This window comes from Lentzea sp. NPDC060358, from assembly GCF_042725365.1.
GTDB lineage: Bacteria > Actinomycetota > Actinomycetes > Mycobacteriales > Pseudonocardiaceae > Lentzea.
The window spans coordinates 34,459-58,144 of the sequence record NZ_JBHXCW010000023.1 but is presented as its reverse complement, the minus strand read 5'-3'; the positions used below and the strand labels follow the sequence as shown (position 1 = coordinate 58,144).

Here is a 23,686-nt window from a genome sequence, read left to right as displayed (position 1 = left end):
GATTATAACTGATGATGGGACTGGTAAGGTGTGAGGTGGCCCTTCCGTCTCACCGAGCCGCCTATCGGAATCGAACCGATGACCTGCTCATTACGAGTGAGCCGCTCTGGCCGACTGAGCTAAGGCGGCGAGACGCGATAACCATAGCGCACCCGAGGACCCGTCACTCACGGGGGGCGGCCTCGTTGGACGGACCGTGACCGACGTCACCGCCTCCCAGCCGCCGAGGAGAGGGTCCATGCGCCGATCTTGGTCCGTGCCGCTCGCCGGGGTGCTGCTCGCGCTCGTCGCCGCCCCCGCGCTCGCGCAGCCCCCCACCACGCCGGTGCCGGGGCCGCGTGACCCGAACCAGCCGCCCGTGTCCGCGCCCAACGGGCCGCAGTCGCCGGCACACGCCGTCGGGGACGCGGGGACCGGGCTCGGCGTCATCCGGCTCGGGCCGCAGGGAGTGCCCACCAGCACGATCCTGCCGGGGCTGGGTGAGCAGCTGCCCAAGCAGTCGGTCACGGAGCTCGGGCTCGGGCTGGCGAGCGCTCAGGTCAACACCGAGGCGTTCCTGACCACCGAGCGGGTGGTGACGCAGGCCAGTCCCTTCGGGTTCGCGGTGGCCGGGAGGGCTCCGCAGACGCCGGGAACGCTGGTGCAGACCGCCATTCCGGACAACCCGCAGCCCACGGCCGGTGGGCTGCCGATTCCTCAGACCCCGCTCGGCAGCCTGCGGGTGCTCAACGGCAGCGTGCAGGCGCGGTGGGACGACAAGCTCGGGCCGTGCGTCAGTCCGCTGGCCACGGCGCGGACCTCGCTGGCCGGGCTCGAGGTGCTGAGTGCACTGCCGGCCGAGGTGCCGTTGCCCGCCAAGACCAGCCTCGTCAGCGTTCCCGACACGTTCGAGGCCACCTCGTCGGTGCGGCTCGTCGACGTGCCCGGCAGCGCCACCAAGGCGGTCGAGTCCACCTCGACGATGCGGGCGGTCAGCGTGGAGCTGGCCGGAGGCGTCAAGATCGACGTCGTCAGCCCGCCCACGCTCACCGCCACGTCGACCGGCGACGAGGCCTCGTCGAAGATCAGCTACACGGCACCGGTGCTCAAGGTCAGCCAGAACGGCGAGGAACTGGGCACGCTCGACGCCGCGCACCCCAGCTTCGACGTGCCGCTGCTGCTCGACCTGGTCGTGGTCAGGCTGCAGATCGCCGGGCTCACCGAGAAGAAGTCCGGCTTCACCGGCAGCGGGTTCAGCGGCTTCCAGCTCGGGGCGACCGCGCGGATGCTCGACGTGCAGCTGCTGCCCACGGACAAGCTCAAGCTGCCGAACCTGCCGTCGGCGCTCGCGCAGGTCTCGCTGGGCGAGCAGATCGTGCGGGCCGCCGCGCCGCAGGGCGGGGTGGTCTGCGGGACGGCGCCGGAGCCGACCGTGCCGGGGCAGCCCGGCGGGCAGGCCGCGCCGCCGAAGAAGGCGCCGCCGCTCGCCTACACCAACGCCGCCTACCAGTCGGTTCCGCTGTTCTGGACCGGCACGGGGCTGCTGCTCGCGGGAGTGGTGATCTTCGCGGCGCTGCCCGTCCGGCGCGCGAAGAAGAATTGACGCAGCTCAGCGCCCCCGGAGCAGGGCGACCATGTCGCTGAAGCCGCCGAGGCACGCCGCCACGACGGCGTCGTGCCCGCCGGCGGTCTTCGCGTACTGGAGCAGGAACCACGGGTCGAGCAGGTCGGGGTCGTAGATGTGCGCCTCCACGACCACGCCGTCGTCGTTCTCGCAGCAGAAGTGCGGGTCGTGCCAGTGGACCCACCACCGCTGCCCGCCGACCTCGACCTCGCCCGGGATGTCGTCGTCGACGTCCGGGTCCGGCAGGGCGGCCACCAACGCGTGCGCCCTCGCGCGGAACTCGGCGATCAACCGGTCCAGGTCCCGCCCGGTCGTCTCCGGGGTCACCCGTCAGCCCCGGTGCAGCGTCGTCACCATGGCCTCGACGGCGATCCGCGGCTTCACGTTGACCTCGATGGCCTCGCGGCACGACAGCACGGCCTCCAGCCGCCGCAGGATCGACTCCGCCGACCACGTGGCGGCGGCGGTCCGCGAGTCGCCCGCGCGGTCCGGGTGCATCAGCGCGGCCTCGGACCCGGTCTTGGTCACCAGGGCGTCGCGGTAGAAGCCCGCCAGGTCCACCAGGGCCATGTCGAGCGAGTCGCGCTGGGTCCGGGTGGCCCGCGACTTCTGCCGCTTCTCCAGGTCCTTCAACGCGCCCTTGGCGCCACGGGTGGCGGCCGCGGTGCCCTTGCCGGTGCCGCCGGCGCCCATCGCGGTCTCCAGGGCCTCGCGCTCGGCCTCGTTGCGCGCCTCGTTGGCCGTGGAGGCGTCCTCCTCCGCCGCCTTGATCAGCTCGTCGGCGCAGGTGAAGACGTCCGCGGGCCGGCGCAGCGCGAGCGGGATCCGCAGCACGGACTCGCGGCGGGCGCGGGACTGCTCGTCGACGGCCAGCCGCCGGGCCCTGCCGACGTGCCCGCCGCACACCGAGGCCGCCCACTGCGCCATCTCCGGCGGGACCCCGTCCACGTGCTCCAGCGCCGAGGCGATGGCCGCGAGCCGGGGCGAGCCCAGCGACACGAGCCGGCACCGCGAGCGGATGGTCACCGACACGTCGTCGGGGTGGTCGGATGGCGCGCACAGCAGGAAGACCGTGCGCTCCGGCGGCTCCTCGACGGCTTTGAGCAGGGCGTTCGCGGCGCCTTCGGTCAACCTGTCGGCGTCCTCGATGATCACCACCTGCCAGCGTCCCGACGTGGGGCGGCGGGCGGAGATCTGCACCAGCGACCGCATCTCGGCGACCGAGATCGACAGGCCCTCCGGCGCCACGACCCGCACGTCGGCGTGGGTGCCGTGCAACGTCGTGCGGCAGCCGTTGCACTCGCCGCAGCCCGGGCGGTCGTCGGTCACCACGCACTGCAACGCGCCGGCGAACGCGCGGGCGGTGGACGAACGGCCGGAGCCGGGCGGGCCGGTGAAGAGCCAGGCGTGGGTCATCACGCCGGGGGCGGGAGTGCCTCCCGCGACGATCACGGCCGCGGCTTCGGCCGCCGCGGACAGGGTCGCCACCGCCTCGGGCTGGCCGACCACCTCGTCCCACACGCTCATGGGTCCAGTCTCCCAGCGGGCGGACGGGTCACAGCGTCGGGGCGGCGGCTTCGGGGACCGGGCGCTTGCGCGTCGCGAGCAGCGGGAGGACGGCCGAGCGGACCCGGTCGGCGATGGCGTCCGCGTCGCCCTCCGCCTCCACCACGACGTAGCGGTCGGGGTCGGCGGCGGCCATCTCGCTCAGCAGCCGCTGGACGCGCCAGTGGTGCTCCAGGCCGATCGCCCTGCCGTCGGCGTTGGGGCGGTCGAGCAGGATCGTGAGGTCGGGGCGCAGGCGGCCGGTGGCCCAGTCGACCAGGCCTTCGAGCTCCTGGTGCTCCAGCGTGGAGGTCGCGCTGAAGTGCGCCAGCGGCGAGTCGACGTAGCGCTCCATCACGACGACGGAACCCTCGTCCAACGCCGGACGCACCTGCCGTTCGACGACATCGGCACGCACCGCGGCGGCCACGAGGGCCTGCGCGCGCACGCCCGCCAGTTCGGCGGAGGACAGCATCGTGCGCAGACGGCGTTCGTCGTGCTCGGGATCGGCGGCCAGCAGCACGTCGAGGCCCTCCGCGCGCAACGCCGCGGCCAGACGGCGGGCCTGCACGGACGTGTCCTCACGGGTGTCGCCCTCGACCGCGATCAGCAGGCCCTTGGTGGACCGGCGGCCGCGCAGCGCCGCGAACAGCGACGACAGCACCGGCTCCTCCCGGCGGTCGTCCATCTGCCGGTACGCGACGAGGCCCAGGACGATCGCGATCGCGGCGCCGCCGAGCATCACCGGACGGGTCGCGTCGACCTCCATCGGGTGGCCGAAGACGCTGATCGTGCGCTTCTGCAGCAGCGCGACCAGCAGCGGGGCACCGGCCGAGGCACCGAACAGCACGACCTTGAGCAACGACTGGATCAGCGCGACCGTGCGGCCGCGCATGTCGTCCTCGACCTGCGAACCCACGATCGTCAGGCCGGTCAGGAACGCCACGCCGGCGCACGCGCCGACCAGCATCACCATCAGCAGCGCGATCCACAGGTGCGGGGCCAGCGCGACCAGGACCAGCGTGACGCCGGCCCCGACGATCGTGACGCCGAACAGGCGGTTGTAGGCCAGGCGGCGGGCCAGGCGCGGCGCCGTCGCCATGCCGATCGCCAGACCGGCGAACACGGCCACGAAGAGCAGGCCGAACGTCGACGCGCCGCCCAGCAGCGACTGGGCGTAGAGCTTCGCCGTCGCGATCACGACACCGGCCGCGGCGAACGCGCCGATCATGCCGATGACGAGGCCCCTGACCAGCGGCGTCCGGCCGGCGAACCGCAGGCCGTCGCGGAACATCGCGACGAAGCCGGGCTTGTCGGCGTCGATCTCCTTCTTCTGCGCCGCCACGCGGCCGGAGAGCTCGGGCAGCCTGGTCGCGATCAGGATCGCGGACGTGAAGTAGAGCAGGCCGTTGATGATCACCGCGATCGTCGCGATGCGGAACTCGAGGTTCCCGCCCTGCATGTTCAGGTAGCCGGGGATGCCCGAGATCAGCGAGTACAGGCCGAAACCGCTGATGGTGGAGATGCCGTAGGTCATCACCAGGCCGAGCTGGTTCGCCGACTCGACCTGGTCGGGGCGGCGCAGCAGGTTCGGGACCGCCGACTCCTTGGCGGGGATCCAGAGCATCGCGCAGCAGCCCACCAGGAAGTTCGCCACGAACAGCCAGACCGGCGAGCCGATCAGCGCGATCGAGATGAACAGCGACCCGCGCAGGACGTCGCAGACGACCATGACCTTGCGGCGGTCGAACTTGTCCGCGAGCACGCCGCCGATGGGCGCGAAGAGGATGCCGGGCAGCAGCTGGGTGAGCACCACCAGCGACAGCGCGAACGACTGCCACTGGTAGCTGTTCATCATCTCGGAGACGAGGCCCGTCAGCGCGAGCAGTGACAGCCAGTCACCGACGCTGCACAGGTACGTGACCAGCCACAACCTGCGGAACGGCCTGATGGCGAGTACCGAGCGAAGCCGGTGGACCGTGGACACGCTGGACTGGGCCTGCCCTGCCTGGCCTGCCTCGGTCACCGGTGTGTCCGCGTCCTGAATTTCAGTCACCCCTATCAGCCCAACCCCGTGCGGTCAGCGTAACCGGATGTGGTGGGTGAAGTCGGCGGACTCTCAGCGTTACCCGCCGAAGATCGCCCCGAGGATGACCAGCAGCACCAGGACGAAGAACCCGATCACGATCAGGCAGCCGATGAACGCGGCCACGCCGCTGGCGGGTTTGACCTGCTGTTGTTGTTGCGGCGCAGGCACTTGCGCCATCGGAGCCCACTGCTGCGGCGGTGGGCCCGGCTGCCGCTGGGGAGCTCGCTGCTGCCGGCCGCGCGGGCGGCCCCGCTCCTGCTGCATCTGCGCCCAGAGGGCCTGGCGCACGTCCTCGGCCGGCTCCGGCGGTGTCGGCACGGACACACGTGACGTCGGAGACGCCGCCGTCCACTGCGGAGCGACCCACGTGGAGGCGGTCACCAGACCCGCCAACGGGTCGGGGTACAGCCGGGGAGGCGGCGGGGCCTGTGTCCCGTCCGGACCGAATTCGGAGTTCGGCACCGCCACCTCCTGGCAGCTCAGCTCTTGGACTTCGCGGGAGCCTTCTTGGCCGCGGGCTTCTTCGCGGTCGTCGTGGCCTTCTTGGCCGGGGCCTTCTTCTTGACCGGCCCCTTGGCGCGCTTCTCGGCCAGCAGCTCGGCCGCCCGCTCGTCGGTGATCGACTCGACGCTGTCGGTCTTGCGCAGCGACGCGTTCGCCTCACCGTCGGTGACGTACGGGCCGAACCGGCCTTCCTTGATCACCATCGGCTTGCCGGACACCGGGTCGTTGCCCATCTCGCGCAACGGCGGTGCGGCGGCCGCGCGACCGCGCTTCTTCGGCTCCGAGTAGATCTTCAGCGCCTCTTCGAGCGTGACGGTGAAGATCTGCGACTCGTCCGTGAGCGACCGCGAGTCCGTGCCCTTCTTCAGGTACGGGCCGTAACGGCCGTTCTGCGCGGTGATCTCGGCGCCCGTCTCCGGGTCCTTGCCGACCACGCGGGGCAGCGAGAGCAGCTTCAGCGCGTCGTCGAGCGTCACCGAGTCGAGCGCCATCGACTTGAACAGCGAGCCGGTGCGCGGCTTCGGGGCCTTCGCCTTCGACTTCGCCGTGCCGTTCTCGGCGGGCTCGGGCAGCACCTCGGTCACGTACGGCCCGAAGCGGCCCTCCTTGGCCACGATCTCGTTGCCCGAGACCGGGTCGGTGCCCAGGGACCGGCCCTCCTGCGGCGTCGAGAAGAGCTTCTCGGCGATCTCGCTGGTCAGCTCGTCGGGCGCCAGGTCGTCCGGCAGGTTCGCGCGCTGCGCGGCCTCGTCGACCTCGCGCTCCAGGTACGGCCCGAACCGGCCGACCCTGACCACGACCGTGCGGCCCTCGTCGTCGCTGAACAGCGGGATCGAGTTGACCGCGCGCGGGTCGATGTCCTCGACGCCCGTGCCGACCAGCTTCTTCAGGCCGCCGGAGCGGCCGATCGAGCCGTCCGGGCCGACGCTGCCGCCGAAGTAGAAGCCGGACAGCCAGTTCGTGCGGCCCTGCCGGCCCGCGGCGATGCCGTCGAGCTCGTCCTCCAGCGCGGCGGTGAAGTCGTAGTCGACCAGGCGGCCGAAGTGCTGCTCCAGCAGCCCGACCACGGCGAACGCGACCCAGGACGGGACCAGCGCCGCGCCCTTCTTCCACACGTAGCCGCGGTCCTGGATGGTGCTGATGATCGACGAGTAGGTGGAGGGGCGGCCGATGCCGAGCTCCTCCATCGTCTTGATCAGCGACGGCTCGGTGAAGCGCGAGGGCGGCGAAGTGGTGTGGCCGTCCGCGGACAGCTCCGCGATCGTCAGGTCCTGGTCCTTGACCAGCTGCGGCAGGCGCGACTCGGCGTCGTCGGACTCACCGCCCGCCTCGGCGTCGACGGTCTCGACGTAGGCCTTGAGGAAGCCCGCGAACGTGATCGTGCGGCCGGACGCGGCGAACGTGACCTCCTGGCCCGTCGCGGCCGTGCCCTGGATGCGCACGCTGGTCGTGTTGCCCCGCGCGTCGGCCATCTGGGACGCGATCGTGCGCTGCCAGATCATCTCGTAGAGCTTGAACTCGTCGGAGTCGAGCTCGGAGGCCACCTGGCCGGGCGTGCGGAAGACCTCTCCCGCCGGCCTGATCGCCTCGTGGGCCTCCTGCGCGTTCTTGACCTTGCGCGTGTACTGGCGCGGCTTGTCCGCGACGTACTGGGCGCCGTAGAGATCGGTGGCCTGCGTGCGGGCGGCGTTGATGGCCGTCTCCGACAGCGTGGTGCTGTCGGTTCGCATGTAGGTGATGTAGCCGTTCTCGTACAGCTTCTGCGCCGTGCGCATCGTGCGGTCGGCGGAGAAGCGCAGCTTGCGGCCCGCCTCCTGCTGCAGCGTCGAGGTCATGAACGGCGCGTACGGCTTGCGCGTGTACGGCTTCTCCTCGACCGAGGAGACCTTGACCGGCGCGTTCTGCAGCCCGGTCGCGATGGCCCTGGCCTGCGCCTCGTCCAGCACGACCACCTCGGCCCTGCCGGTGAGCTTGCCGTCGGAGCCGAAGTCGCGGCCGGTGGCGAGACGGGTGCCGTCGACGGCGACGAGCCGTGCGCCGAACTGGCGCGGCGTGGCCTTCTCACCGGCGTCCATCTGCGCGGAGATGTCCCAGTAGCTCGCGCTCACGAACTTCATGCGCTCGCGTTCGCGCTCCACGACCAGCCGGGTCGCCACGGACTGCACGCGGCCCGCCGAGAGCTTCGGCATGACCTTCTTCCACAGGACCGGGCTGACCTCGTAGCCGTAGAGGCGGTCGAGGATGCGGCGGGTCTCCTGGGCGTCGACCAGGTCCTGGTCGAGGTCGCGGGGGTTGGCGGCGGCGGCCTGGATCGCGGACTCGGTGATCTCGTGGAACACCATCCGGCGGACCGGGACCTTCGGCTTGAGCGTCTCCAGCAGGTGCCACGCGATGGCCTCGCCCTCGCGGTCACCGTCTGTCGCGAGGTAGAGCTCGTCGACGTCCTTCAACGCTTCCTTGAGCTCGGTGACCAGCGACTTCTTGTCGGCGGAGACCACGTAGAGGGGCTCGAAGTCGTGGTCGACGTCGACGCCGAGCCGGGCCCAGGCCTGGCCCTTGAACTTGGCGGGGACGTCGGCGGCACCGCGCGGCAGGTCCCGGATGTGTCCCCTGGAGGACTCCACGACGAAGTTGGCGCCGAGGTAGGAGGCGATCTTGCGCGCCTTCGTGGGCGACTCGACGATCACCAATCGCCGGGTCGCACCCGCTCCTCCGCTGCTCTTTCTCGTTCGTGTCGATCCAGCCACTCGCCGTCCCGCTCTCTTCCAAACCCGGTTCCCAGGCCCGCCAGTGTTGCCCAGCGTCGGCCGAAAAGCACACCATCCGCGCCGCCTGTACGACGAGACAGAGTGACACAACCATGCCTGACGGCCCGTTCAGGCCGCCGGCCAGGTGCTGCACGCCACCCCGTGCGGAGGGCTTCCGACCAGCTCAGCGAGCCGCGCCAGCCTCCGCCGGCCCGTCACCCGCAACGCCGGAGCCCCCACCAGGGTGCACGGAAGTCCGGATGCGAGCAGGGCATTTTGCAACGGCAGGTGTGTCTGCGGCGCGTTGGGGTCCAAACCGAGGAGGTACGCGGACTCCATCCAGCTGCCGGCCGCTAGTGCCCACACGCGCAGCACTGCTCCGTTCAGCTCGAACTCGTCCGGCACGGTCTTGGTCGATCCGTCCAGCCAGCGGGCGGCCAGAGGGGTGAGATCGGTGCGGAACGGCGTGCGGACGAACCGCGTGCCCTCCTCGTTCACGCACAGCTCGGACGTGACGCCGCGCTCGTCGCACGCCTGCTTGAGCGGCCGGTAGCGCCACTCGTCGCGCAGCTCGACGTACACGCGGGCCGCCGTGCCGCGCGCGAAGCTGACGGCCTGGCCCGGCCCGCAGAGGAAGCCGGCGAGGTCCGCCTTGGCCGGCGTGCGCGCCTCGGCCGAGAAGAAGGACAACTGCCCCACCACGGCCCACAGGGTAGAACAGACGTTCGACTGTGACCAGTGGTGCGCTTGGGACTGCGCCGAACGAGCGGTCAGCTCTGGCTGCCGGTCTGCAGCTCCTGGCACGACTTCGTCTTGCCCATCGCGGCCGCGTACTTGGGCGACTTCTCGAGCGCGTCGAACGTCGCCCGCAGGTCCTCCGGCTTGCTGACCTGCGACGTGTCGGCCAGGACCTTCTCGGCGGCGTCCCAGAACCCTGCGTCGGGCTCGAGCGCCTTCACCGGGGCCTCCGCGGCCGCGTAGGACCGCGCGGACTCCCCGACGTACTTCGTCAGCCGTTCGTGGACGTCCTTCAGTTCGTCGGAGGGCGGGCCGAGTTCGCCGAGCTTCTTCCCGGCGGCGGTGAGCGCGGTGGAGTTGGCCGTGACGAGTTTCAGGTAGGCGGTCTTGACCGCCGCCGGGTCGGCCGGGTCCTGCGCCGTGAGCTCCTGGCCGGCCTTCTTGCCGGGCAGCAGGCCGGTGCAGAACGCGTCGACCCAGCCGGCCTGGGCGTCGGAGAGCGGTTCGTCCTCGTCCGAACCGCAGCCGGCCAGGACCAGGGTGGCCAGGACGGCTGCGGTCAGTCGTCGTGCGGTCATGAGGTCGGTGCCGAGGACGCCGAGAGTTCCAGGTCCTTGCAGTTGCCCGCCTTCTGCGCGGCCGCGGCGAGGCCCGTCTCGCCCAGCTTGCGCTGCACGTTGGAGGCCTGTGCGTCCATCTCCGAGGCCTTGGTGGCCATCTCGGTGAAGGCGGTGACGATCTGCGTCTCGTCGGCCGCCGAGTCGACCCTCGACTTCGCGTCCGCGAGCAGGGTCCTGACCTGCCCCAGGCCGCTCTCGGCCGTGCCGACCAGCTCCTTCGACTTCGGGTGCGGACCGTCCTCGAGCGCCTTGAGCTCGTTGATCGACTTCTCGACCGAGGACACCTTGGTGCCGAGCCAGTCCGACAGGCCGGACTTGAGCGCGGCCTGGTCGGTCAGGTCGAACTTCGGCTCGTCGGCCAGGAGCTTCGAGGTGGGGCCGACCGCGGCGCAGACCTTGTCCATCCACGCGACGACGTCGGCCTCGCCGGGAGCCGACGAAGGCGTGGACGAACCCCCGCCGGTGCAGGCGGTGAGCGTGAGCAGGCACCCGGACACGAGTGCGGCGGCTGTGCGGCGCATCAGCTCGTGGGCGTGACGTTGAGGCGCTGCATCTCCTGGCACTTCGGTGCCGTCTGCGTGGCCTTCTGCAGCTCGGGGACGCCCTTGAGGTCGCGCAACGGGTCGGCGAGCTCGGAGAGCTTCGCGATGGCCTCTCCCGCGGCCTGCAGGCCACCGGTGGCGTTGTTGGCGTCGGCCTGCTCGATCTTCGCCTTGGAGTCGGCGAAGACGGCACCGAGCGAGGTGAAGGTCTCGGCCATCTTGTTCACGGCCTCCTCGCCGCCCGCGACGGGCGACGGGCCGACGTTCTTCAGGCCCTCCGCGGACTTGGTGAAGGCGTCGGCGAGCTGGCCCATGTAGGCGGCCATGTCGGCCTTGAGCTTGGTGGAGTCCGTCGAGTCGAGCTTCGGGGCGGTCTTCTCGATCTTGGCGAACTCGGAGGCGGCGCCGCAGACCTTGTCCATGTAGGCGACGGCGTCGGCGGAGGCGGCGCCGCTGGTGGGCGTCGCGGAGGTGCCGGAGTTGCCACCGTTGGTGCACCCGGCCAGCGCGAGGGCGGCGGCAACGGCAGTGGCGACGAGGCTGCGCCTCATGTCGGAACTCCTAGGTCGGGGTACGTCGGGGGAAGACCCGAACGTACCCCGATCCCAGGTGCGGGACTAAGCGGCGCCGTTGCTCACGGTCTCCGCGGGGGTGTCCGTGATCGAGGTGCCGCGGCGCTTCGACACGACGACCGCGCCGACGATGATCAGTGCCGCGACCACGGCGATCGCGATGCGGATCGGGTCGGACGCGCTGTCACCGATCGAGAAGGTGACGATGGCGGGCGCGATCAGCACCGAGACCAGGTTCATCACCTTGAGCAGCGGGTTGATGGCCGGGCCGGCGGTGTCCTTGAACGGGTCGCCGACGGTGTCGCCGATGACCGTCGCGGCGTGGGCGTCGGAGCCCTTGCCACCGTGGTTGCCGTCCTCGACCAGCTTCTTCGCGTTGTCCCAGGCGCCACCGGAGTTGGCCAGGAACACCGCCATCAGCGTGCCGGTCGCGATCGCACCGGCCAGGTACCCGGCCAGCGGGCCGACGCCGAGGCCGAAGCCGACGGCGATCGGGGCGAGCACGGCCATCAGGCCGGGGGTCGCCAGCTCGCGCAGCGAGTCCCTGGTGCAGATGTCGACGACCTTGCCGTACTCCGGCTTCACCGAGTAGTCCATGATGCCCGGGTTCTCGCGGAACTGGCGGCGCACCTCGAACACGATGGCGCCGGCGGCGCGCGTCACGGCGTTGACCGCGAGGCCCGAGAACATGAACACGACGGCGGCACCGATGGCGACACCGACCAGCACGTTCGGGCTGAACACCAGGTTGCTGAACGACACGGGCAGGTCGCCCGCGACGTTGCCGACCTTGACCAGGGCCTGCGTGATCGCGTCCTGGTAGGACCCGAACAGCGCCGTCGCGGCGAGCACGGCCGTCGCGATCGCGATGCCCTTGGTGATGGCCTTGGTCGTGTTGCCGACCGCGTCGAGCTCGGTGAGGATCTGCGCGCCCTCGCCGTGCACGTCACCGGACATCTCGGCGATGCCCTGCGCGTTGTCGGAGACCGGGCCGAAGGTGTCCATCGCGACGATGACGCCGACGGTCGTGAGCAGACCGCAGCCGGCCAGCGCGATCGCGAACAGCGCCACGACGACGGAACCGGACAGCAGGAACGCGCCGTAGACGGCGGCACCGATGACCAGCGCCGTGTAGACGGCCGACTCGAAACCGACCGAGATGCCGGACAGGATGACCGTGGCCGCACCGGTCAGCGAGGTCTCGCCGACCTCCTTGACCGGCTTGTGGTCGGTGCCGGTGTAGTAGCCGGTCAGCCAGAGGATGACGCCCGCGAGCACGATGCCGATGATCACCGCGACGGCCGCGATCAGCTGCGGGTTGCCGCTGGTGGCCTTGACCGCGTCGCTGACGCCGCGGAGGTCCGCGAAGGAGCTCGGCAGGTAGGAGAAGGCGGCGATCGTGCACAGCACCGCGGAGATGACCGCGGAGATGTAGAAGGAGCGGTTGATGGCCGTGAGGCCGCTCTCGCCCACCTTCGCCTTCGTCGTGTAGACGCCGATGATCGCGGTCAGCACACCGATCGCGGGGACGATCAGCGGGAACAGCAGGCCCTGCACACCGAACGCGACGGTGCCGAGGATCAGCGACGCGACCAGCGTCACGGCGTAGGACTCGAAGAGGTCCGCGGCCATGCCGGCGCAGTCACCGACGTTGTCGCCCACGTTGTCCGCGATGGTGGCGGCGTTGCGGGGGTCGTCCTCGGGGATGCCCACCTCGACCTTGCCGACGAGGTCGGCGCCGACGTCGGCGGCCTTGGTGAAGATGCCGCCGCCGACGCGCATGAACATCGCGAGCAGCGCGGCGCCGAAGCCGAAGCCCTCCAGGACCTTCGGGGCCTGCCCCGTGTACACGAACACGACCAGCGCGGCACCGAAGAGGCCGAGGCCGACCGTGGTCATGCCGACCACGCCGCCGGTGCGGAACGCGATCCGCGTCGCCTTTTCGCGACCGCCTTCTTCGTTCGCGGCGGCGGCGACACGAACGTTTGCGCGCGTGGACAACCACATGCCCAGGTAGCCGATAGTCGCCGAGAACGCTGCACCGACGATGAAGAACAAAGATCGACCGATTCGCTCGGCCAGATCATCTGCCGGAAGCGCGAACAGCAGTACGAACACGACCACGACAAAAATGCCGAGCGTGCGGAACTGCCGGTTGAGGTAGGCCGCTGCGCCCTCCTGAACCGCCTTGGCGATGTCCTGCATCTTCGGGGTGCCCTGGCCCGCGGCCAGCACTTCCCTGAGCAGCACATACCCGACGGCGAGAGCAGCCAGGGCGACCACGGCGACCACGGCTACGACGCCGCGATCACCCCCGGAGAGCTCGAAGCTCTCCGCGAGGAATTGCCGGGACATCCGTCCTCCTGGTGAGTTGCCATGTGCAGCGCCAAGGCAGACCAGCCGCCCTCGCGCGACGTGACGCATCCCTCATTGGATGCGATGAGCGGGGAGTCTAGGGGTTGCTTGCAACGAGGCAACGAACCGTTCCGAAGCGTGCACACACCGTTATCCGCCCTGGAAGTCGCGCACGCCCGGCCGGAAGTGTCGGTGCCGTGTGCGAAGCTCGCTCCCGTGGTGGATCAGGGACGGCGGTTGCTGGACCGCGTGCTGGCGGGAGTGCCCGCCGGGGAGTCACCTCTCACACACGCGCGCGATCTGCCGTTGCGGCAGGCTGATCACGTCGAATGGCCTTCGTGGGCGGCCCCCGCGGTCGTCGGGGCGTTCGCGGAGACGGGTGTGCGCGAGCCGTGGCGGCACCAGGTCGAGGCGGCGTCGCTCGCGTGGTCCGGCCGGCACGTGGTGCTCGCGACGGGTACCGCGTCGGGCAAGTCGCTCGCCTACCAGCTTCCCGTGCTTTCCACTCTTTTGGCGGACACGAAGGCCACGGCGCTGTACCTGTCCCCCACCAAAGCCCTTGGGGCGGACCAGCTCCGGTCGCTCGAGGAACTGGGGATCAAGGGGGTGCGCGCGTCGGCCTACGACGGTGACACCCCGATGGCCGAACGCGACTGGGTCAAGGCCCACGCGAACTGGGTCTTCACCAACCCGGACATGCTGCACCGCGGAATCCTTCCGCAGCACCCGAAATGGCTGCGGTTCTTCCGGCGGCTGAAGTACGTGGTGATCGACGAGTGCCATTCCTACCGCGGCGTTTTCGGGTCGCACGTGGCGTTGTTGATGAGGCGGCTGCGCCGGGTCGCGCGGAAATACGGCGCCGATCCGATCTTCGTTTTGGCATCGGCCACAGTGGCTGATCCTTCTTCTTCCGCCGAACGCCTGCTCGGTGTTCCCGTTTCCGCTGTCGTGGACGACTTCTCGCCGCGTGCGTCGCGCACGGTCGCGTTGTGGGAGCCGCCACTGACCTCTCTGGAGGGTGAGAACGGCGCGCCCGTGCGGCGCTCGGCCGGCGCCGAGACCTCGCGGATCCTCGCCGACCTCGTCGTCGAGGGCGCGCGGTCGCTCGCCTTCGTGCGGTCCCGCCGCGGCGCGGAGCTGACGGCGCTCGGCACCCAGCGCATCCTGTCCGAAGTGGACGGTGAGCTGCCGCCGCGGGTGGCCGCCTACCGGGGCGGGTTCCTGCCCGAGGAGCGACGGGAGCTCGAGAAGGCGCTGTCCACGGGCGACCTGCTCGGCGTCGCGACCACGAACGCGCTGGAGCTCGGCGTCGACATCGCCGGGCTGGACGCCGTGGTGGTGGCCGGTTTCCCGGGCACGCTGGCGTCGTTCTGGCAGCAGGCGGGCCGTGCGGGCAGGTCGGGCGACAGCGCGCTGGTGGTGTTCGTGGCGCGCGACGACCCGTTGGACACCTACCTCGTGCACAACCCGGCGGCGGTGCTGGACCGCCCGGTCGAGGCGACGGTGCTCGACCCGCTGAACCCGTACGTGCTGGGCCCGCAGCTGGCGTGCGCGGCGTCCGAGCTGCCGCTCACGCCCGCGTGCCTGGACGACTTCGGCGGCCCGCTCGCGGAGTCCGTGCTGGCCGAGCTGGTGGCCGAGAAGCTGCTGCGCCGCAGGCCGGCGGGCTGGTACTGGGCCTCGCACGACCGCCCGCACGCCGGGGTCGACATCCGCGGCTCCGGCGGCGACCAGGTGGCCGTCGTGGAGGCCGACTCCGGCCGCATGCTCGGCACGGTCGACCCGGGATCGGCCTGCTGGCAGGTGCATCCGGGCGCCGTCTACCTGCACCAGGGCCGCGCGTACGTCGTCGACGAGCTCGACCTGGACAGCGGCCTGGCCCTGGTGCACCGCGAAGACCCGGAGTGGACGACCCAGCCGCGCGACTGCGTGGACATCACGGTGGTGCGCGAGCTCGAACGCACCGATTTCGACGGCGTGTCCGTGTCGCTGGGCGAGGTGGAGGTGACGACGCAGGTGGTCGGCTACCTGCGCCGCCTGCCGTCCGGCGTGGTCCTCGACCAGATCCCCCTCGACCTGCCGGAGCAGTCGCTGCGGACCAGGGCGGTCTGGTACACGGTCGACGAACAGCTCCTGGTCTCCGCGGGCCTCGAACCGAAGCGGGTCCCCGGCGCCCTGCACGCCGCCGAACACGCGGCCATCGGCCTGTTGCCGCTGTTCGCGACCTGCGACCGGTGGGACATCGGCGGCGTGTCGACGGCCGTGCACCCGGACACGGGCATGCCGACGGTGTTCGTCCACGACGGCCACCCCGGCGGCGCGGGGTTCGCCGACCGCGGCCACTCGGCCCTGAGGGCGTGGCTGTCGGCGACTCGCGCGGCCATCAGCGCGTGCGCGTGCCCGATGGGCTGCCCGTCGTGCGTGCAGTCGCCCAAGTGCGGCAACGGCAACGACCCGCTGGACAAGGCCGGCGCCGTGCTGGTGCTCGACGTCGTGCTGGGCAAAATCGCCTGACCCGGCGGCGTCGCGCTGGGCAAATCGCCTGACCGGCGGCGTCGCGCTGGGCAAAATCGCCTGACCGGCGGCGTCGCGCTGGCTACGGTGCGCGGGTGCCCACGCCGTTCCCCGAGCTGAACGCGCTGCTCGCCGACTTCGTCTCGTCCGTGCGCGAGATCCTCGGCCCCACCTACGTCGGCGCCTACGTCCAGGGCTCGTTCGCCCTGGGCGCCGGTGACGAGCACAGCGACTGCGACTTCGTCGTCGCCTGCACCGCACTGCCGTCCGGCGCCCGTGAGGCGGGACTGCGCGCCCTGCACGACGAGATCCCGCTGCGCCCCGGCCGGTGGTCGACGGAGATCGAGGGGTCGTACGCCGACGTGGAGTCGCTGCGCTCGGTGGCGGGCCTCGGGGTTCCGTGGCTGTTCAACGACCACGGCACCCGCACCCTGGTCTGGGACACCCACTGCAACAGCCCGCACGCCCGCTGGATCCTGCGCCACCACGGCATCGTGCTGGACGGCCCGCCGATCACCTCGCTGGTCGACGAGGTGCCGGGTTCCGTGCTGCGGTCGTCGATGCGCGCCGAGCTGCCGCACGTCCTCGACGGAATCCGCGAGTGGGCGCCGATGGGCAACGCCTGGACGCAGCGCTACATCGTCTCGACGTACTGCCGCACGCTCTACACCCTCCACACGGGAGAGGTGGAGTCGAAGCGCGGCGCCCTGCTGTGGGCCTTGAATGTGCTCGATGAGCGGTGGCACCCGCTCATCGAGCAAGTCCTGCTGGACCGGGACCTCGGCTGGAACGCCGACGCGGTCCCGCGGCCCGGATCCCTCGAGGAGACCTTCGCCTTCGCGGCTTACGCGGAAGGCCTCTAGGGCTCCTGCTTTTCGTGGGCGCGGCGGGGGCTCACGGGTTCCCCCGCCGCGCTCTCCACGTGCCGAACACTGTTTTCCCGCCTGCTACCGCTTCGCGACCGGATCCCGTGGAAACATCGGCGGAATCTGGTTCGTTCGTCTCGACAGGACACGCGGGAGGCGTCGGTGTCCACTGTCCGCTGACGAACTCCGGGGAGGAGCCGGCTTCGCCGACCGCGGCAGAGCTGGTGCCCTGCCACTAACGTTCCTCGGTCCGGTCACTGGTGCGGGAGGCTGTCCTTCGGGGTGCGTGTTCGGCTTTCCGCCCGTTCCTGCGCGGTCCCCGACGTGCGGGGTGCGGGAACCGATCACCGGATCGGGCTGGGGTTGGAACGGCCGCGCAGGGCATCGCCTTCGGGGTTGTCGGGGAGAGTCCACGACGACACCCAGCGCGGCCGGGCTTGGAGTTGTGGGTCAGACGGTTTCGAGCTGGTAGCGCGCCGGGGCGTGCAGCGCCTCGACGAGCGCGTCCTGCACGACGTGCGCGTCCGGCAGGTTCCAGCCGCAGACCTGCGGCTTGACCCGCCAGTGCACGACACCGTGCGCCATGGTGGTGGGGGGCAACGGGATGTACTCGCCCTGGGCGTAGTGGTGCACGTCCGGGTTGCCGGCCAGCTCGGTGTTGAGCTTCGAGCCGGACTTCACGAGGAACATCCAGCGGCCGGACGGGGTCGCGGCGATCGGCACGGGAACACCGATCGTCCGCAGTGCGACGGCCGCGCGCCGGCCGAGGTCGGTGCCGACCTCGATCGCGTCGACGACGTGGCCGGTGGCGACGAGAAGGCTGTAGGAAGCGCCCGCCCACCAGGTCGCGACCTGCTCAGGACGCGTGCCGATGCGGTCCACCCAGTCGCGGTGCACCGGGATGGGGCCGTGGAGCTCGAGGCCGCTGCGGCCCGCCCACTGGGTGACGCCGTTCTCCGAACCGGCCGGGTAGGTGCCGGGCAGCACAGGCCAACCGCGGTACGCGAGGCTCACGGCCTCGGCACGCAGTTCGATGCGGAAGGCCCCGCGCCAGCTGTCCGACCAATCCATCTTCCGTCGCCTTCTTCCTGGTGTCTTGCTCGACATCGACGTGGTGCCGGTGTTCCTGGGACACCGCGTCGGTGCCGCCACTACAACTAACGACACCGGCCCCGGGCTTGGTAACCCCCGTCGCGACAACTGGTAGCTCTGGGACGGCGAACGCGCTGCGACAGAACGAGCCACCGAACGCCGCGCGTTTGGTTCGATCACCGTTCAGCATGTCCGAACCCCGGTGTGAGTCCGCTCACCGATAGGTTTCGACCGCTCATCGTGCTCCAAACGCTGCGATCTTCAGCCGGACCTGCCCTGGCACGGGCGTTCACCGGGCCGAACGGTGTAGCCGCCGAGACCTCGACGACCACCTCCTCACCGCTCACCGTGCAGCGCCGGCAGGTCGCGCCGTTCGCCGCCGCCACGAGTTCTGCCTGCTCACAAGCACTTCCACCGCCGTCGGCGAGACGAGCTGCAGCCGCCAGCGCCGCCAGATCGGCGGCGCCGGTCACCCGGTGCCGCACGACGACGGCCGCGCCGACCTGCGCACCGGTCACCGCCACGATCATCAGCAGCACCATCGCCACCACACCGCTCAGCGCGGCCGAACCCCGCTCGCAGCCGGCCACCGCGCCGTTCGCCGCTCTGCTCGTCGCGCCGTTCACCGCGGCTCCAGCACGGCGAACGCCACCGCGGTGAGCGGCAGGCCCAGCGGTCCGCGTTTGCTGACGACCACCCGCACGCCGTCCGCCTCGCCGCTGATCACGACGGTCGCCCCCGCCGCGATCTCACCGGCCACCTGCTCACCGCGCTGCCGTTCACCGCGCGCGGTGAGCCTCGCCGCCTCTCTCGCGGCGTCGGTGCACTGCATCTGCTCGATGACCGCGGTGAGCCCAGCGGCCCCCAACGCCATGACGACGAGCAACGCGCACACGGCGATGGCCGCCTCGATGGTGACCATGCCCCGATCGTCAGACCGCGGACAGCGCACTCTGTATCAGCCCTTGCAACAGGTCCTTGACGAAACCACTGGTCGCCACCGCGTAGAGCACCCCGGCGAGCGCGGCCACGGCCAGCGTCCCGATCGCGTACTCCACGGTGCTCATGCCGCTGTCGTCCTTCAACAGGTCCATGTCTCTCCTTAGACGAGGAATCGATCGGCCAGCCCCAGCACCACCGGCACGACGCCGAGGCACAGGAACGCCGGCAGGAAGCACAGCGCGAGCGGCGCCGCCACGAGCACCGCGGCCCGCTGTGCGGCGGCCTCGGCGTCGTTCACCGCCCCGGCCCTGGTCCGGCGGGCCAGGTCGGTGGCCTGCCCGGCCAGCGCGGCACCGGACCGCGCCGTGCGCCGGGCGGCCCTGGCCAGCGGTGCGGTGGCGGGGTCGTCGAGCGCGGACGCCCACGTCGTGACGGGATCTGCGCCGAGCCGGAGCAGTTCGGCGACCCGGCTCAGCTCTCCGATGCCGGCCGCCTGGACGGCCGTGGGCACCGGCAACCCCGCCCGGAGGCAGGCGGCCAGCAGGTCCCAGGCCGCGGCCCGCTGGAGCGGACCAGCGGCCTCGGCCTTCGCCCGCGGCGGGTCGTGGGCCCGCGGCCGGAGGCGGTCGATCGCCCGTGGCGCCGGTGATGCCAGGACGGCCAGCGCGAGCAGGAGGAACGTCACGGCGCCACCTCGGTGATCTTCCGTGTCCACCACAACCCCGCCGCCAGCAACAAGGCGCCCAGGACCAGCAGGAACTGCCCGGCCGACGTGTCCGTGAGCACGTGGACCGGTCGCGCGCCGCTGAGCTCTCCGAGGAGAAGTCCCAGCACCGGTAATGCGGTCAGGACCGCGGCACTGGCCCGTGGCCCGGCCATGCGCGCGCTGACCTGTCTCGCGAAGGCCGCCTGTTCGTCGAGGTCACGTCTGGTGGCGTCCAGGACATCGGCCAACGCCACGCCGTGCTTCGCCGACACGTGCCACGCCTTGGCCAGCTGGTCCGTGGCGGTCCGGAGCAGGGGTTGGCGCAGGCCGCGCAACGTCCGTTCGACGTCGCCGCCGAGCCTCGCCGTCGCCGCCGCGGCTTTCAGCACTTCACCGGCCGGCGCCGGGGTGTCCTGCGCCGCGCCTTCGGCTGCTGCGGCGGGGTGGGCGCCGGCCCGCAGTTCGTCGACCACGCCACCCAGGCCGTTGCTGAGCGCTTCGGTCGCCGCCCTGATGGTCTTCGTGCGCTGGTTCTGCTTGACGCCCCGGCTGATCACCGCTGCCAGGACCGCCGCGGCGATCAGTCCGCCGATGCCCGTGGCGATGTGGACGACTGCTGCCGACGCGGCGAACCAGACCACCCGCGGCACCACGATCTCGCGTGCGCCTTCGGGTCTCAGACGGCGGACCGACCTGAGTCGCGGCCACACGAGCAGCGCTGCGGCCAGGAGCAGGAGGCTCAGCACAGCTCCTCCTCCCACCCGCCCGCTTTCGTCCACAGTGGACGTACTTCCAGGCCGGTCCGCGTCCGTTCGATCGCGCCGATCTCGTTGAGGTACCTGGTGTTGTCGTCGCGGCGCATGTGCAGGACGAGCTGGACCGCGGCCGCGACCTGGCTGTGCAGCGCTTGGGGACTCAGGCCGCCCAGGGCGCCCAGCGCTTCGAGCCTGGCCGGGACTTCGCCGGGCGAGTTGGCGTGCAGGGTCCCGGCGCCGCCCTCGTGGCCGGTGTTCAGGGACGTGAGCAGCTCGCGCACCTCCGCGCCCCTGACCTCGCCGACGACGATCCGGTCGGGCCGCATCCGCAACGCCTCCCGCACCAGTTCCCGGACGGTGATCTCGCCCGCGCCCTCGACGTTCGCCGGCCGCGCCACCAGCCGCACGAACTGCGGGTGGTCGGGCTGCAGCTCACCGGCGTCCTCCACGCACACGATGCGTTCGTCCGCCGGCACGCAGCTCAGCAGCGCCGACAGCAACGACGTCTTGCCGGAGCCGGTGCCACCGATGACCAGGAACGCCTTGCGCCGACGGACGATCGTGCGCAGTGCCTCGGCGATCTCGGCGTCGAACGTGCCGAGTCTCCGCAGCGCGGCGAGGTCGTGGGTGGCGGGTCGCAGGACCCGCAGGGACAGGCAGGTGTTGTCGGCGATCGGCGGCAGCACCGCGTGGAGCCGGACCCCGCTGCCCGGCAGCCAGCCGTCGACGCACGGACAGGCGTCGTCGAGGCGTCGGCCGGCGGCCACCGCGAGGCGTTGGGCGAGGCGCCGCACGGCGGCTTCGTCGGTGAACGTCACCGCCGTGCGGCGCAGGCCGGTGGTGCCGTCGACCCAGACCTGGTCGGGTGCGGTGACCAGGACGTCGGTGGTGCCGGGGTCGTCGAGCAGCGGGTCGAGGGGCCCGGTGCCGCTGAACTCCTGGCGGAGCACCTGGAGGGCTTCGAGGACGTCGCCGTCGGCCAGGACACCACCGGCTTCGGAGCGGACCGCGTGCGCGACCACGGCCGCGGTCATCTCCGCGTCGGTGCCGGCGAGGCGGTGGCGGACCCGGTCGATGAGGGACGAGGTCATGCGGCCGCCGCCGTCCCGGGACCGCGGTGGCGGCCGCGGGTGATCTCGCGGCCGATCAGGCGGAGCCAGGTTTCGGTGCACCAGATGAGGAAGCGATTCACTTCGGCTCCTTGCGGAAGATGTAGCGGGGCGGGGTGGGGCGGCCGTGGACGAGGAGGTTGCGGAGCATCCGGCACCAGACCCGGAGGTAGGTGACCGGCGGGGAGTCCTCGGGGTGGGCGGGGTTCCGGCGCGGTGGGGAGTCGTTGGGGCGTGCGGGGTTTCGGCCCCGTGGGGAGGTTTTGGGAACCGCGGGATCTCGGCGCGGCAGAAAGTCCCTGGAAGCCGCGGAGTTTCGGCTGGGTGGAGAGTTGGTGGGCCGCGCGAGGGCTCGGCCCGGCGGGGAGTCCCCGGGAGCCGCGGGATCTCGGCACGTTGGGGAGTCGTTGGGCCACGCAGGGTTTCGGCCGGGTGGGGAAGCCTTGGTAGCCAAGGGATCTCGGCCGGGTGGGGAGCTGTCGGGCCGCGCGGGATCTCGGCCCGACAGGGAGGCCTCGGGAACCGCGGAGTTTCGGCCCGGCAGAGAGTCCCTGGAAGCCGCGAGATTACGGCCGGGTGGGGAGTCCCTGGGCTGCACGGGATTTCGGCGTGGCGAGGAGTCCTCGGGACCGCTGGGGTCTTGGCCGAGCGAGAGGTCGCTGGGGCGTGCGGGATTCCGGCTCAGCGGGGAGTCGTCGGACCGCGCGGGGTCGCGGCCGGGTGGGCTGGTCACGGGCACGGGTCCTTTCGCGGGTGGGGGATGGTGATTGCTTCCGGCCACACGGAGAGCGGGCGGCGCGCCGTCGGGCGGGGTTGGGGGCGCGAAGACGGGCGGGGTTGCCGGGTGGGATGGGTCTGCGGCGCATGTTCCGGAGTCCGGGGCGGCGCGGGTGGGGACGAGGTCGCGGGCTCGGGGCCTGGCCGGACCGCAGGATGTGGCCGGACCGCAGGATGCGGGCGAGCCGCTGGATGTGGCCGGGCAGCAGGATGCGGGCGAGCCGCGGGATGCGGGCGAGCCACGGCCTGGGTGGGGTGCGGTGGCGTCGGGCCGAGGTGCGGCGCGGGGTGGGCGGCGAGGTCGGTGCACGGGAGCGGGTCGCCGTGGCGGTCGTGGTTCGGAGGTTTCACGGGCGGAGCTCCTTCAGGACCTGGCGGGCCGCCGTGGCCAGGGGGCCCTTGGCGTTGCGCGGGAAGCGGCCCCGTTCGAGCACCTCGGCGAGGCCCGGTTCCGGGCGCATCTGGGTCAGGAGGGGGACGCCGATCACCTCGGCCATCTCGGCGGCCTGGAGGTTGCCCGGGGACGGGCCCCGCACGACCAGGCGGACGGTTCTGCCCTGGGCGAGGAGGTGGGTCGCCACCCTGCCGGCCGCCGCGGTCGCCCTCACCTCCGCCGGGACCACCAGGACCGTGAGGTCCGTGCGGTCCAGGGCGGCTGCGGCGGCCGGTGTCGGGTGGCGGGGGAGGTCGCAGACCACGGTGCTGCCCGCCCGGCGGCCGGCGTCGAGGACCGCTGCCACGGCCGCGGGTTCCGGGTCCGGGCCCGCTCGGTCGCAGGCCAGGACGCTCAGGCTGCCCGCGGCGGGGAGGGCCGCCTTCAGCGCGGACATCGGGACCTTGCCACCGCTGCAGTGCACGCCCGGCCAGCGGGCGCCCTCGGCGGACTCGGTGCCCAGGGCCAGGTCCAGGCCACCGCCCAAGGGGTCGCAGTCGACGAGCATCGCCTCGCCGCCGCCGGCCACCGCCTCACGGCCGCAGGCCACGGCGAGGACCGACGCACCGGCGCCTCCTCGGCCTCCGACGAAGGAGACCACCCGGCCGCGGTCCGAGGGCGGGCCCTCGCCCAGGTCGCTCAGCGCGCCCACCAGGGTGCGGCCCTCCACCGGGAGCTCCAGCACGCCGTCCGCGCCCAGGGCCACCGCGGGCGCCCAGGGCGGGTCGCCCCCGTGGACCACCAGGACGCCGGACCGCCGCGGGAAGCCCGCGTCCAGGCAGGCCAAGACGCCGGCCGGGTCGAGCAGGACCAGGGGTGCGGTGTGCCACTGGGCGCGCAGCGAGGTGACGTCCGGGGCGCAGTGCAGCGGGCAGTCGGCCGCGGCGGCGACCCGGAGGACCTCGTCGAGGAGGTCCGGGTCCGTGAGCAGGGCGGCGGGGTTGGTCATGGGGTCCACGGTGGTTCGTCGTGAGGAACGACACAACGAGCGGAGATCCAGCTGTGGACAACTCGGCGGGTGTGGACAAGTCGCGATCTTGAACGCCCTGCGGACCGGGAACTGTCGGTCCTGTGTGCGACTCTGGAGAGTTGGGCACCGGAACGCCGGCACGAGGCGGCAGAGGTCCAGTCGTGCCCGTGCGGAAACCTGGTCCGGATATGGGACGACCCCCGCCAG

Annotated in this window: 21 protein-coding genes and 1 tRNA gene; 3 read left to right on the top strand and 19 right to left on the bottom strand. The window is 71.7% G+C overall.

Annotated features, from left to right (window positions below):
* Positions 1 to 55: 55 nt before the first annotated feature.
* Positions 56 to 129: transfer RNA gene (locus ACFWGZ_RS07795), tRNA-Thr, on the bottom strand.
* 109 nt (positions 130 to 238) lie between these two features.
* On the opposite strand from ACFWGZ_RS07795, the gene ACFWGZ_RS07790 reads away from it, so the two are divergent.
* Positions 239 to 1,582: a hypothetical protein gene (locus ACFWGZ_RS07790; protein WP_382450692.1), complete on the top strand. Its 1,344-nt coding sequence runs from the start codon at positions 239 to 241 to the stop codon at positions 1,580 to 1,582.
* Between the two features lie 6 nt (positions 1,583 to 1,588).
* Here the strand turns inward: ACFWGZ_RS07790 and ACFWGZ_RS07785 are convergent, their stop codons facing one another.
* The 10 genes from ACFWGZ_RS07785 to ACFWGZ_RS07740 form a co-directional block, all read right to left on the bottom strand.
* Positions 1,589 to 1,930 carry a hypothetical protein gene (locus ACFWGZ_RS07785; protein WP_382450691.1) on the bottom strand — a complete coding sequence of 114 codons (342 nt, stop codon included), beginning with the start codon at positions 1,928 to 1,930 and terminating at the stop codon, positions 1,589 to 1,591.
* 3 nt (positions 1,931 to 1,933) lie between these two features.
* Positions 1,934 to 3,130 carry a DNA polymerase III subunit delta' gene (locus ACFWGZ_RS07780; RefSeq protein WP_382450690.1) on the bottom strand — a complete coding sequence of 399 codons (1,197 nt, stop codon included), beginning with the start codon at positions 3,128 to 3,130 and terminating at the stop codon, positions 1,934 to 1,936.
* Between the two features lie 28 nt (positions 3,131 to 3,158).
* Positions 3,159 to 5,204, bottom strand: coding sequence for a bifunctional MFS transporter/dTMP kinase (locus ACFWGZ_RS07775; RefSeq protein WP_382450689.1), 2,046 nt, complete (start codon positions 5,202 to 5,204; stop codon positions 3,159 to 3,161).
* 69 nt (positions 5,205 to 5,273) lie between these two features.
* Entirely contained in the window at positions 5,274 to 5,699 is a 426-nt protein-coding gene (locus ACFWGZ_RS07770; protein WP_382450688.1) for a hypothetical protein, read from the bottom strand.
* Positions 5,700 to 5,716: 17 nt separating this feature from the next.
* The gene (topA, locus tag ACFWGZ_RS07765) at positions 5,717 to 8,488 is read right to left on the bottom strand and encodes a type I DNA topoisomerase (protein ID WP_382450687.1); all 2,772 of its coding nucleotides are present in this window, start codon (positions 8,486 to 8,488) and stop codon (positions 5,717 to 5,719) included.
* Positions 8,489 to 8,617: 129 nt separating this feature from the next.
* Entirely contained in the window at positions 8,618 to 9,190 is a 573-nt protein-coding gene (locus tag ACFWGZ_RS07760; RefSeq protein ID WP_382450686.1) for a hypothetical protein, read from the bottom strand.
* Between the two features lie 68 nt (positions 9,191 to 9,258).
* Positions 9,259 to 9,804 (bottom strand): hypothetical protein, encoded by a 546-nt coding sequence (locus ACFWGZ_RS07755; protein WP_382450685.1) that lies wholly within the window; start codon positions 9,802 to 9,804, stop codon positions 9,259 to 9,261.
* Positions 9,801 to 10,367, bottom strand: a complete 567-nt coding sequence (locus ACFWGZ_RS07750) for a hypothetical protein (protein WP_382450684.1) — start codon at positions 10,365 to 10,367, stop codon at positions 9,801 to 9,803. The genes ACFWGZ_RS07755 and ACFWGZ_RS07750 overlap by 4 nt, the downstream gene beginning before the upstream one ends.
* Positions 10,367 to 10,939 (bottom strand): hypothetical protein, encoded by a 573-nt coding sequence (locus ACFWGZ_RS07745; protein ID WP_382450683.1) that lies wholly within the window; start codon positions 10,937 to 10,939, stop codon positions 10,367 to 10,369. The genes ACFWGZ_RS07750 and ACFWGZ_RS07745 overlap by 1 nt, the downstream gene beginning before the upstream one ends.
* A 66-nt stretch (positions 10,940 to 11,005) precedes the next feature.
* A complete protein-coding gene (locus ACFWGZ_RS07740) occupies positions 11,006 to 13,315 on the bottom strand; it encodes a sodium-translocating pyrophosphatase (protein ID WP_382450682.1) in 2,310 nt (769 codons plus the stop codon).
* Between the two features lie 216 nt (positions 13,316 to 13,531).
* Here ACFWGZ_RS07740 and ACFWGZ_RS07735 point away from each other — a divergent pair, with 216 nt between their 5' ends.
* Together ACFWGZ_RS07735 and ACFWGZ_RS07730 are read left to right on the top strand one after the other, a co-directional pair.
* The gene (locus ACFWGZ_RS07735; protein WP_382450681.1) at positions 13,532 to 15,829 is read left to right on the top strand and encodes a DEAD/DEAH box helicase; all 2,298 of its coding nucleotides are present in this window, start codon (positions 13,532 to 13,534) and stop codon (positions 15,827 to 15,829) included.
* Between the two features lie 95 nt (positions 15,830 to 15,924).
* Entirely contained in the window at positions 15,925 to 16,692 is a 768-nt protein-coding gene (locus ACFWGZ_RS07730; RefSeq protein ID WP_382450680.1) for an aminoglycoside adenylyltransferase domain-containing protein, read from the top strand.
* 453 nt (positions 16,693 to 17,145) lie between these two features.
* Here ACFWGZ_RS07730 and ACFWGZ_RS07725 read toward each other — a convergent pair whose 3' ends face one another.
* The 8 genes from ACFWGZ_RS07725 to ssd all read right to left on the bottom strand — a co-directional run bounded on the left by ACFWGZ_RS07725 (position 17,146) and on the right by ssd (position 23,458).
* A complete protein-coding gene (locus tag ACFWGZ_RS07725) occupies positions 17,146 to 17,766 on the bottom strand; it encodes a bifunctional DNA primase/polymerase (RefSeq protein ID WP_382450679.1) in 621 nt (206 codons plus the stop codon).
* Positions 17,767 to 17,963: 197 nt separating this feature from the next.
* Positions 17,964 to 18,413 (bottom strand): Rv3654c family TadE-like protein, encoded by a 450-nt coding sequence (locus ACFWGZ_RS07720; protein WP_382450678.1) that lies wholly within the window; start codon positions 18,411 to 18,413, stop codon positions 17,964 to 17,966.
* Positions 18,410 to 18,709, bottom strand: a complete 300-nt coding sequence (locus ACFWGZ_RS07715) for a TadE family type IV pilus minor pilin (protein WP_382450677.1) — start codon at positions 18,707 to 18,709, stop codon at positions 18,410 to 18,412. Before ACFWGZ_RS07715 ends, ACFWGZ_RS07720 begins: the two co-directional genes overlap by 4 nt.
* Positions 18,710 to 18,719: 10 nt before the next feature.
* Positions 18,720 to 18,881: a DUF4244 domain-containing protein gene (locus ACFWGZ_RS07710; protein WP_382450676.1), complete on the bottom strand. Its 162-nt coding sequence runs from the start codon at positions 18,879 to 18,881 to the stop codon at positions 18,720 to 18,722.
* Positions 18,882 to 18,889: 8 nt separating this feature from the next.
* Entirely contained in the window at positions 18,890 to 19,414 is a 525-nt protein-coding gene (locus tag ACFWGZ_RS07705) for a type II secretion system F family protein (protein WP_382450675.1), read from the bottom strand.
* Positions 19,411 to 20,181: a type II secretion system F family protein gene (locus tag ACFWGZ_RS07700; RefSeq protein ID WP_382450674.1), complete on the bottom strand. Its 771-nt coding sequence runs from the start codon at positions 20,179 to 20,181 to the stop codon at positions 19,411 to 19,413. The genes ACFWGZ_RS07705 and ACFWGZ_RS07700 overlap by 4 nt, the downstream gene beginning before the upstream one ends.
* Positions 20,175 to 21,281 carry a TadA family conjugal transfer-associated ATPase gene (locus ACFWGZ_RS07695; RefSeq protein WP_382450673.1) on the bottom strand — a complete coding sequence of 369 codons (1,107 nt, stop codon included), beginning with the start codon at positions 21,279 to 21,281 and terminating at the stop codon, positions 20,175 to 20,177. The genes ACFWGZ_RS07700 and ACFWGZ_RS07695 overlap by 7 nt, the downstream gene beginning before the upstream one ends.
* Positions 21,282 to 22,423: 1,142 nt before the next feature.
* Complete coding sequence (ssd, locus tag ACFWGZ_RS07690) at positions 22,424 to 23,458, bottom strand: septum site-determining protein Ssd (RefSeq protein WP_382450672.1); 1,035 nt, start codon at positions 23,456 to 23,458, stop codon at positions 22,424 to 22,426.
* Between the last annotated feature and the right edge of the window lie 228 nt (positions 23,459 to 23,686).

Coding starts and splice junctions, on each gene's coding strand:
- ACFWGZ_RS07790 (WP_382450692.1), top strand. CDS start 239: ATGCGCCGATCTTGGTCCGTGCCGCTCGCCGGGGTGCTGCTCGCGCTC.
- ACFWGZ_RS07780 (WP_382450690.1), bottom strand. CDS start 3,130: ATGAGCGTGTGGGACGAGGTGGTCGGCCAGCCCGAGGCGGTGGCGACC.
- ACFWGZ_RS07755 (WP_382450685.1), bottom strand. CDS start 9,804: ATGACCGCACGACGACTGACCGCAGCCGTCCTGGCCACCCTGGTCCTG.
- ACFWGZ_RS07750 (WP_382450684.1), bottom strand. CDS start 10,367: ATGCGCCGCACAGCCGCCGCACTCGTGTCCGGGTGCCTGCTCACGCTC.
- ACFWGZ_RS07745 (WP_382450683.1), bottom strand. CDS start 10,939: ATGAGGCGCAGCCTCGTCGCCACTGCCGTTGCCGCCGCCCTCGCGCTG.
- ACFWGZ_RS07740 (WP_382450682.1), bottom strand. CDS start 13,315: ATGTCCCGGCAATTCCTCGCGGAGAGCTTCGAGCTCTCCGGGGGTGAT.
- ACFWGZ_RS07725 (WP_382450679.1), bottom strand. CDS start 17,766: ATGGATTGGTCGGACAGCTGGCGCGGGGCCTTCCGCATCGAACTGCGT.
- ACFWGZ_RS07715 (WP_382450677.1), bottom strand. CDS start 18,709: ATGGTCACCATCGAGGCGGCCATCGCCGTGTGCGCGTTGCTCGTCGTC.
- ACFWGZ_RS07710 (WP_382450676.1), bottom strand. CDS start 18,881: ATGGACCTGTTGAAGGACGACAGCGGCATGAGCACCGTGGAGTACGCG.
- ACFWGZ_RS07695 (WP_382450673.1), bottom strand. CDS start 21,281: ATGACCTCGTCCCTCATCGACCGGGTCCGCCACCGCCTCGCCGGCACC.
- ssd (WP_382450672.1), bottom strand. CDS start 23,458: ATGACCAACCCCGCCGCCCTGCTCACGGACCCGGACCTCCTCGACGAG.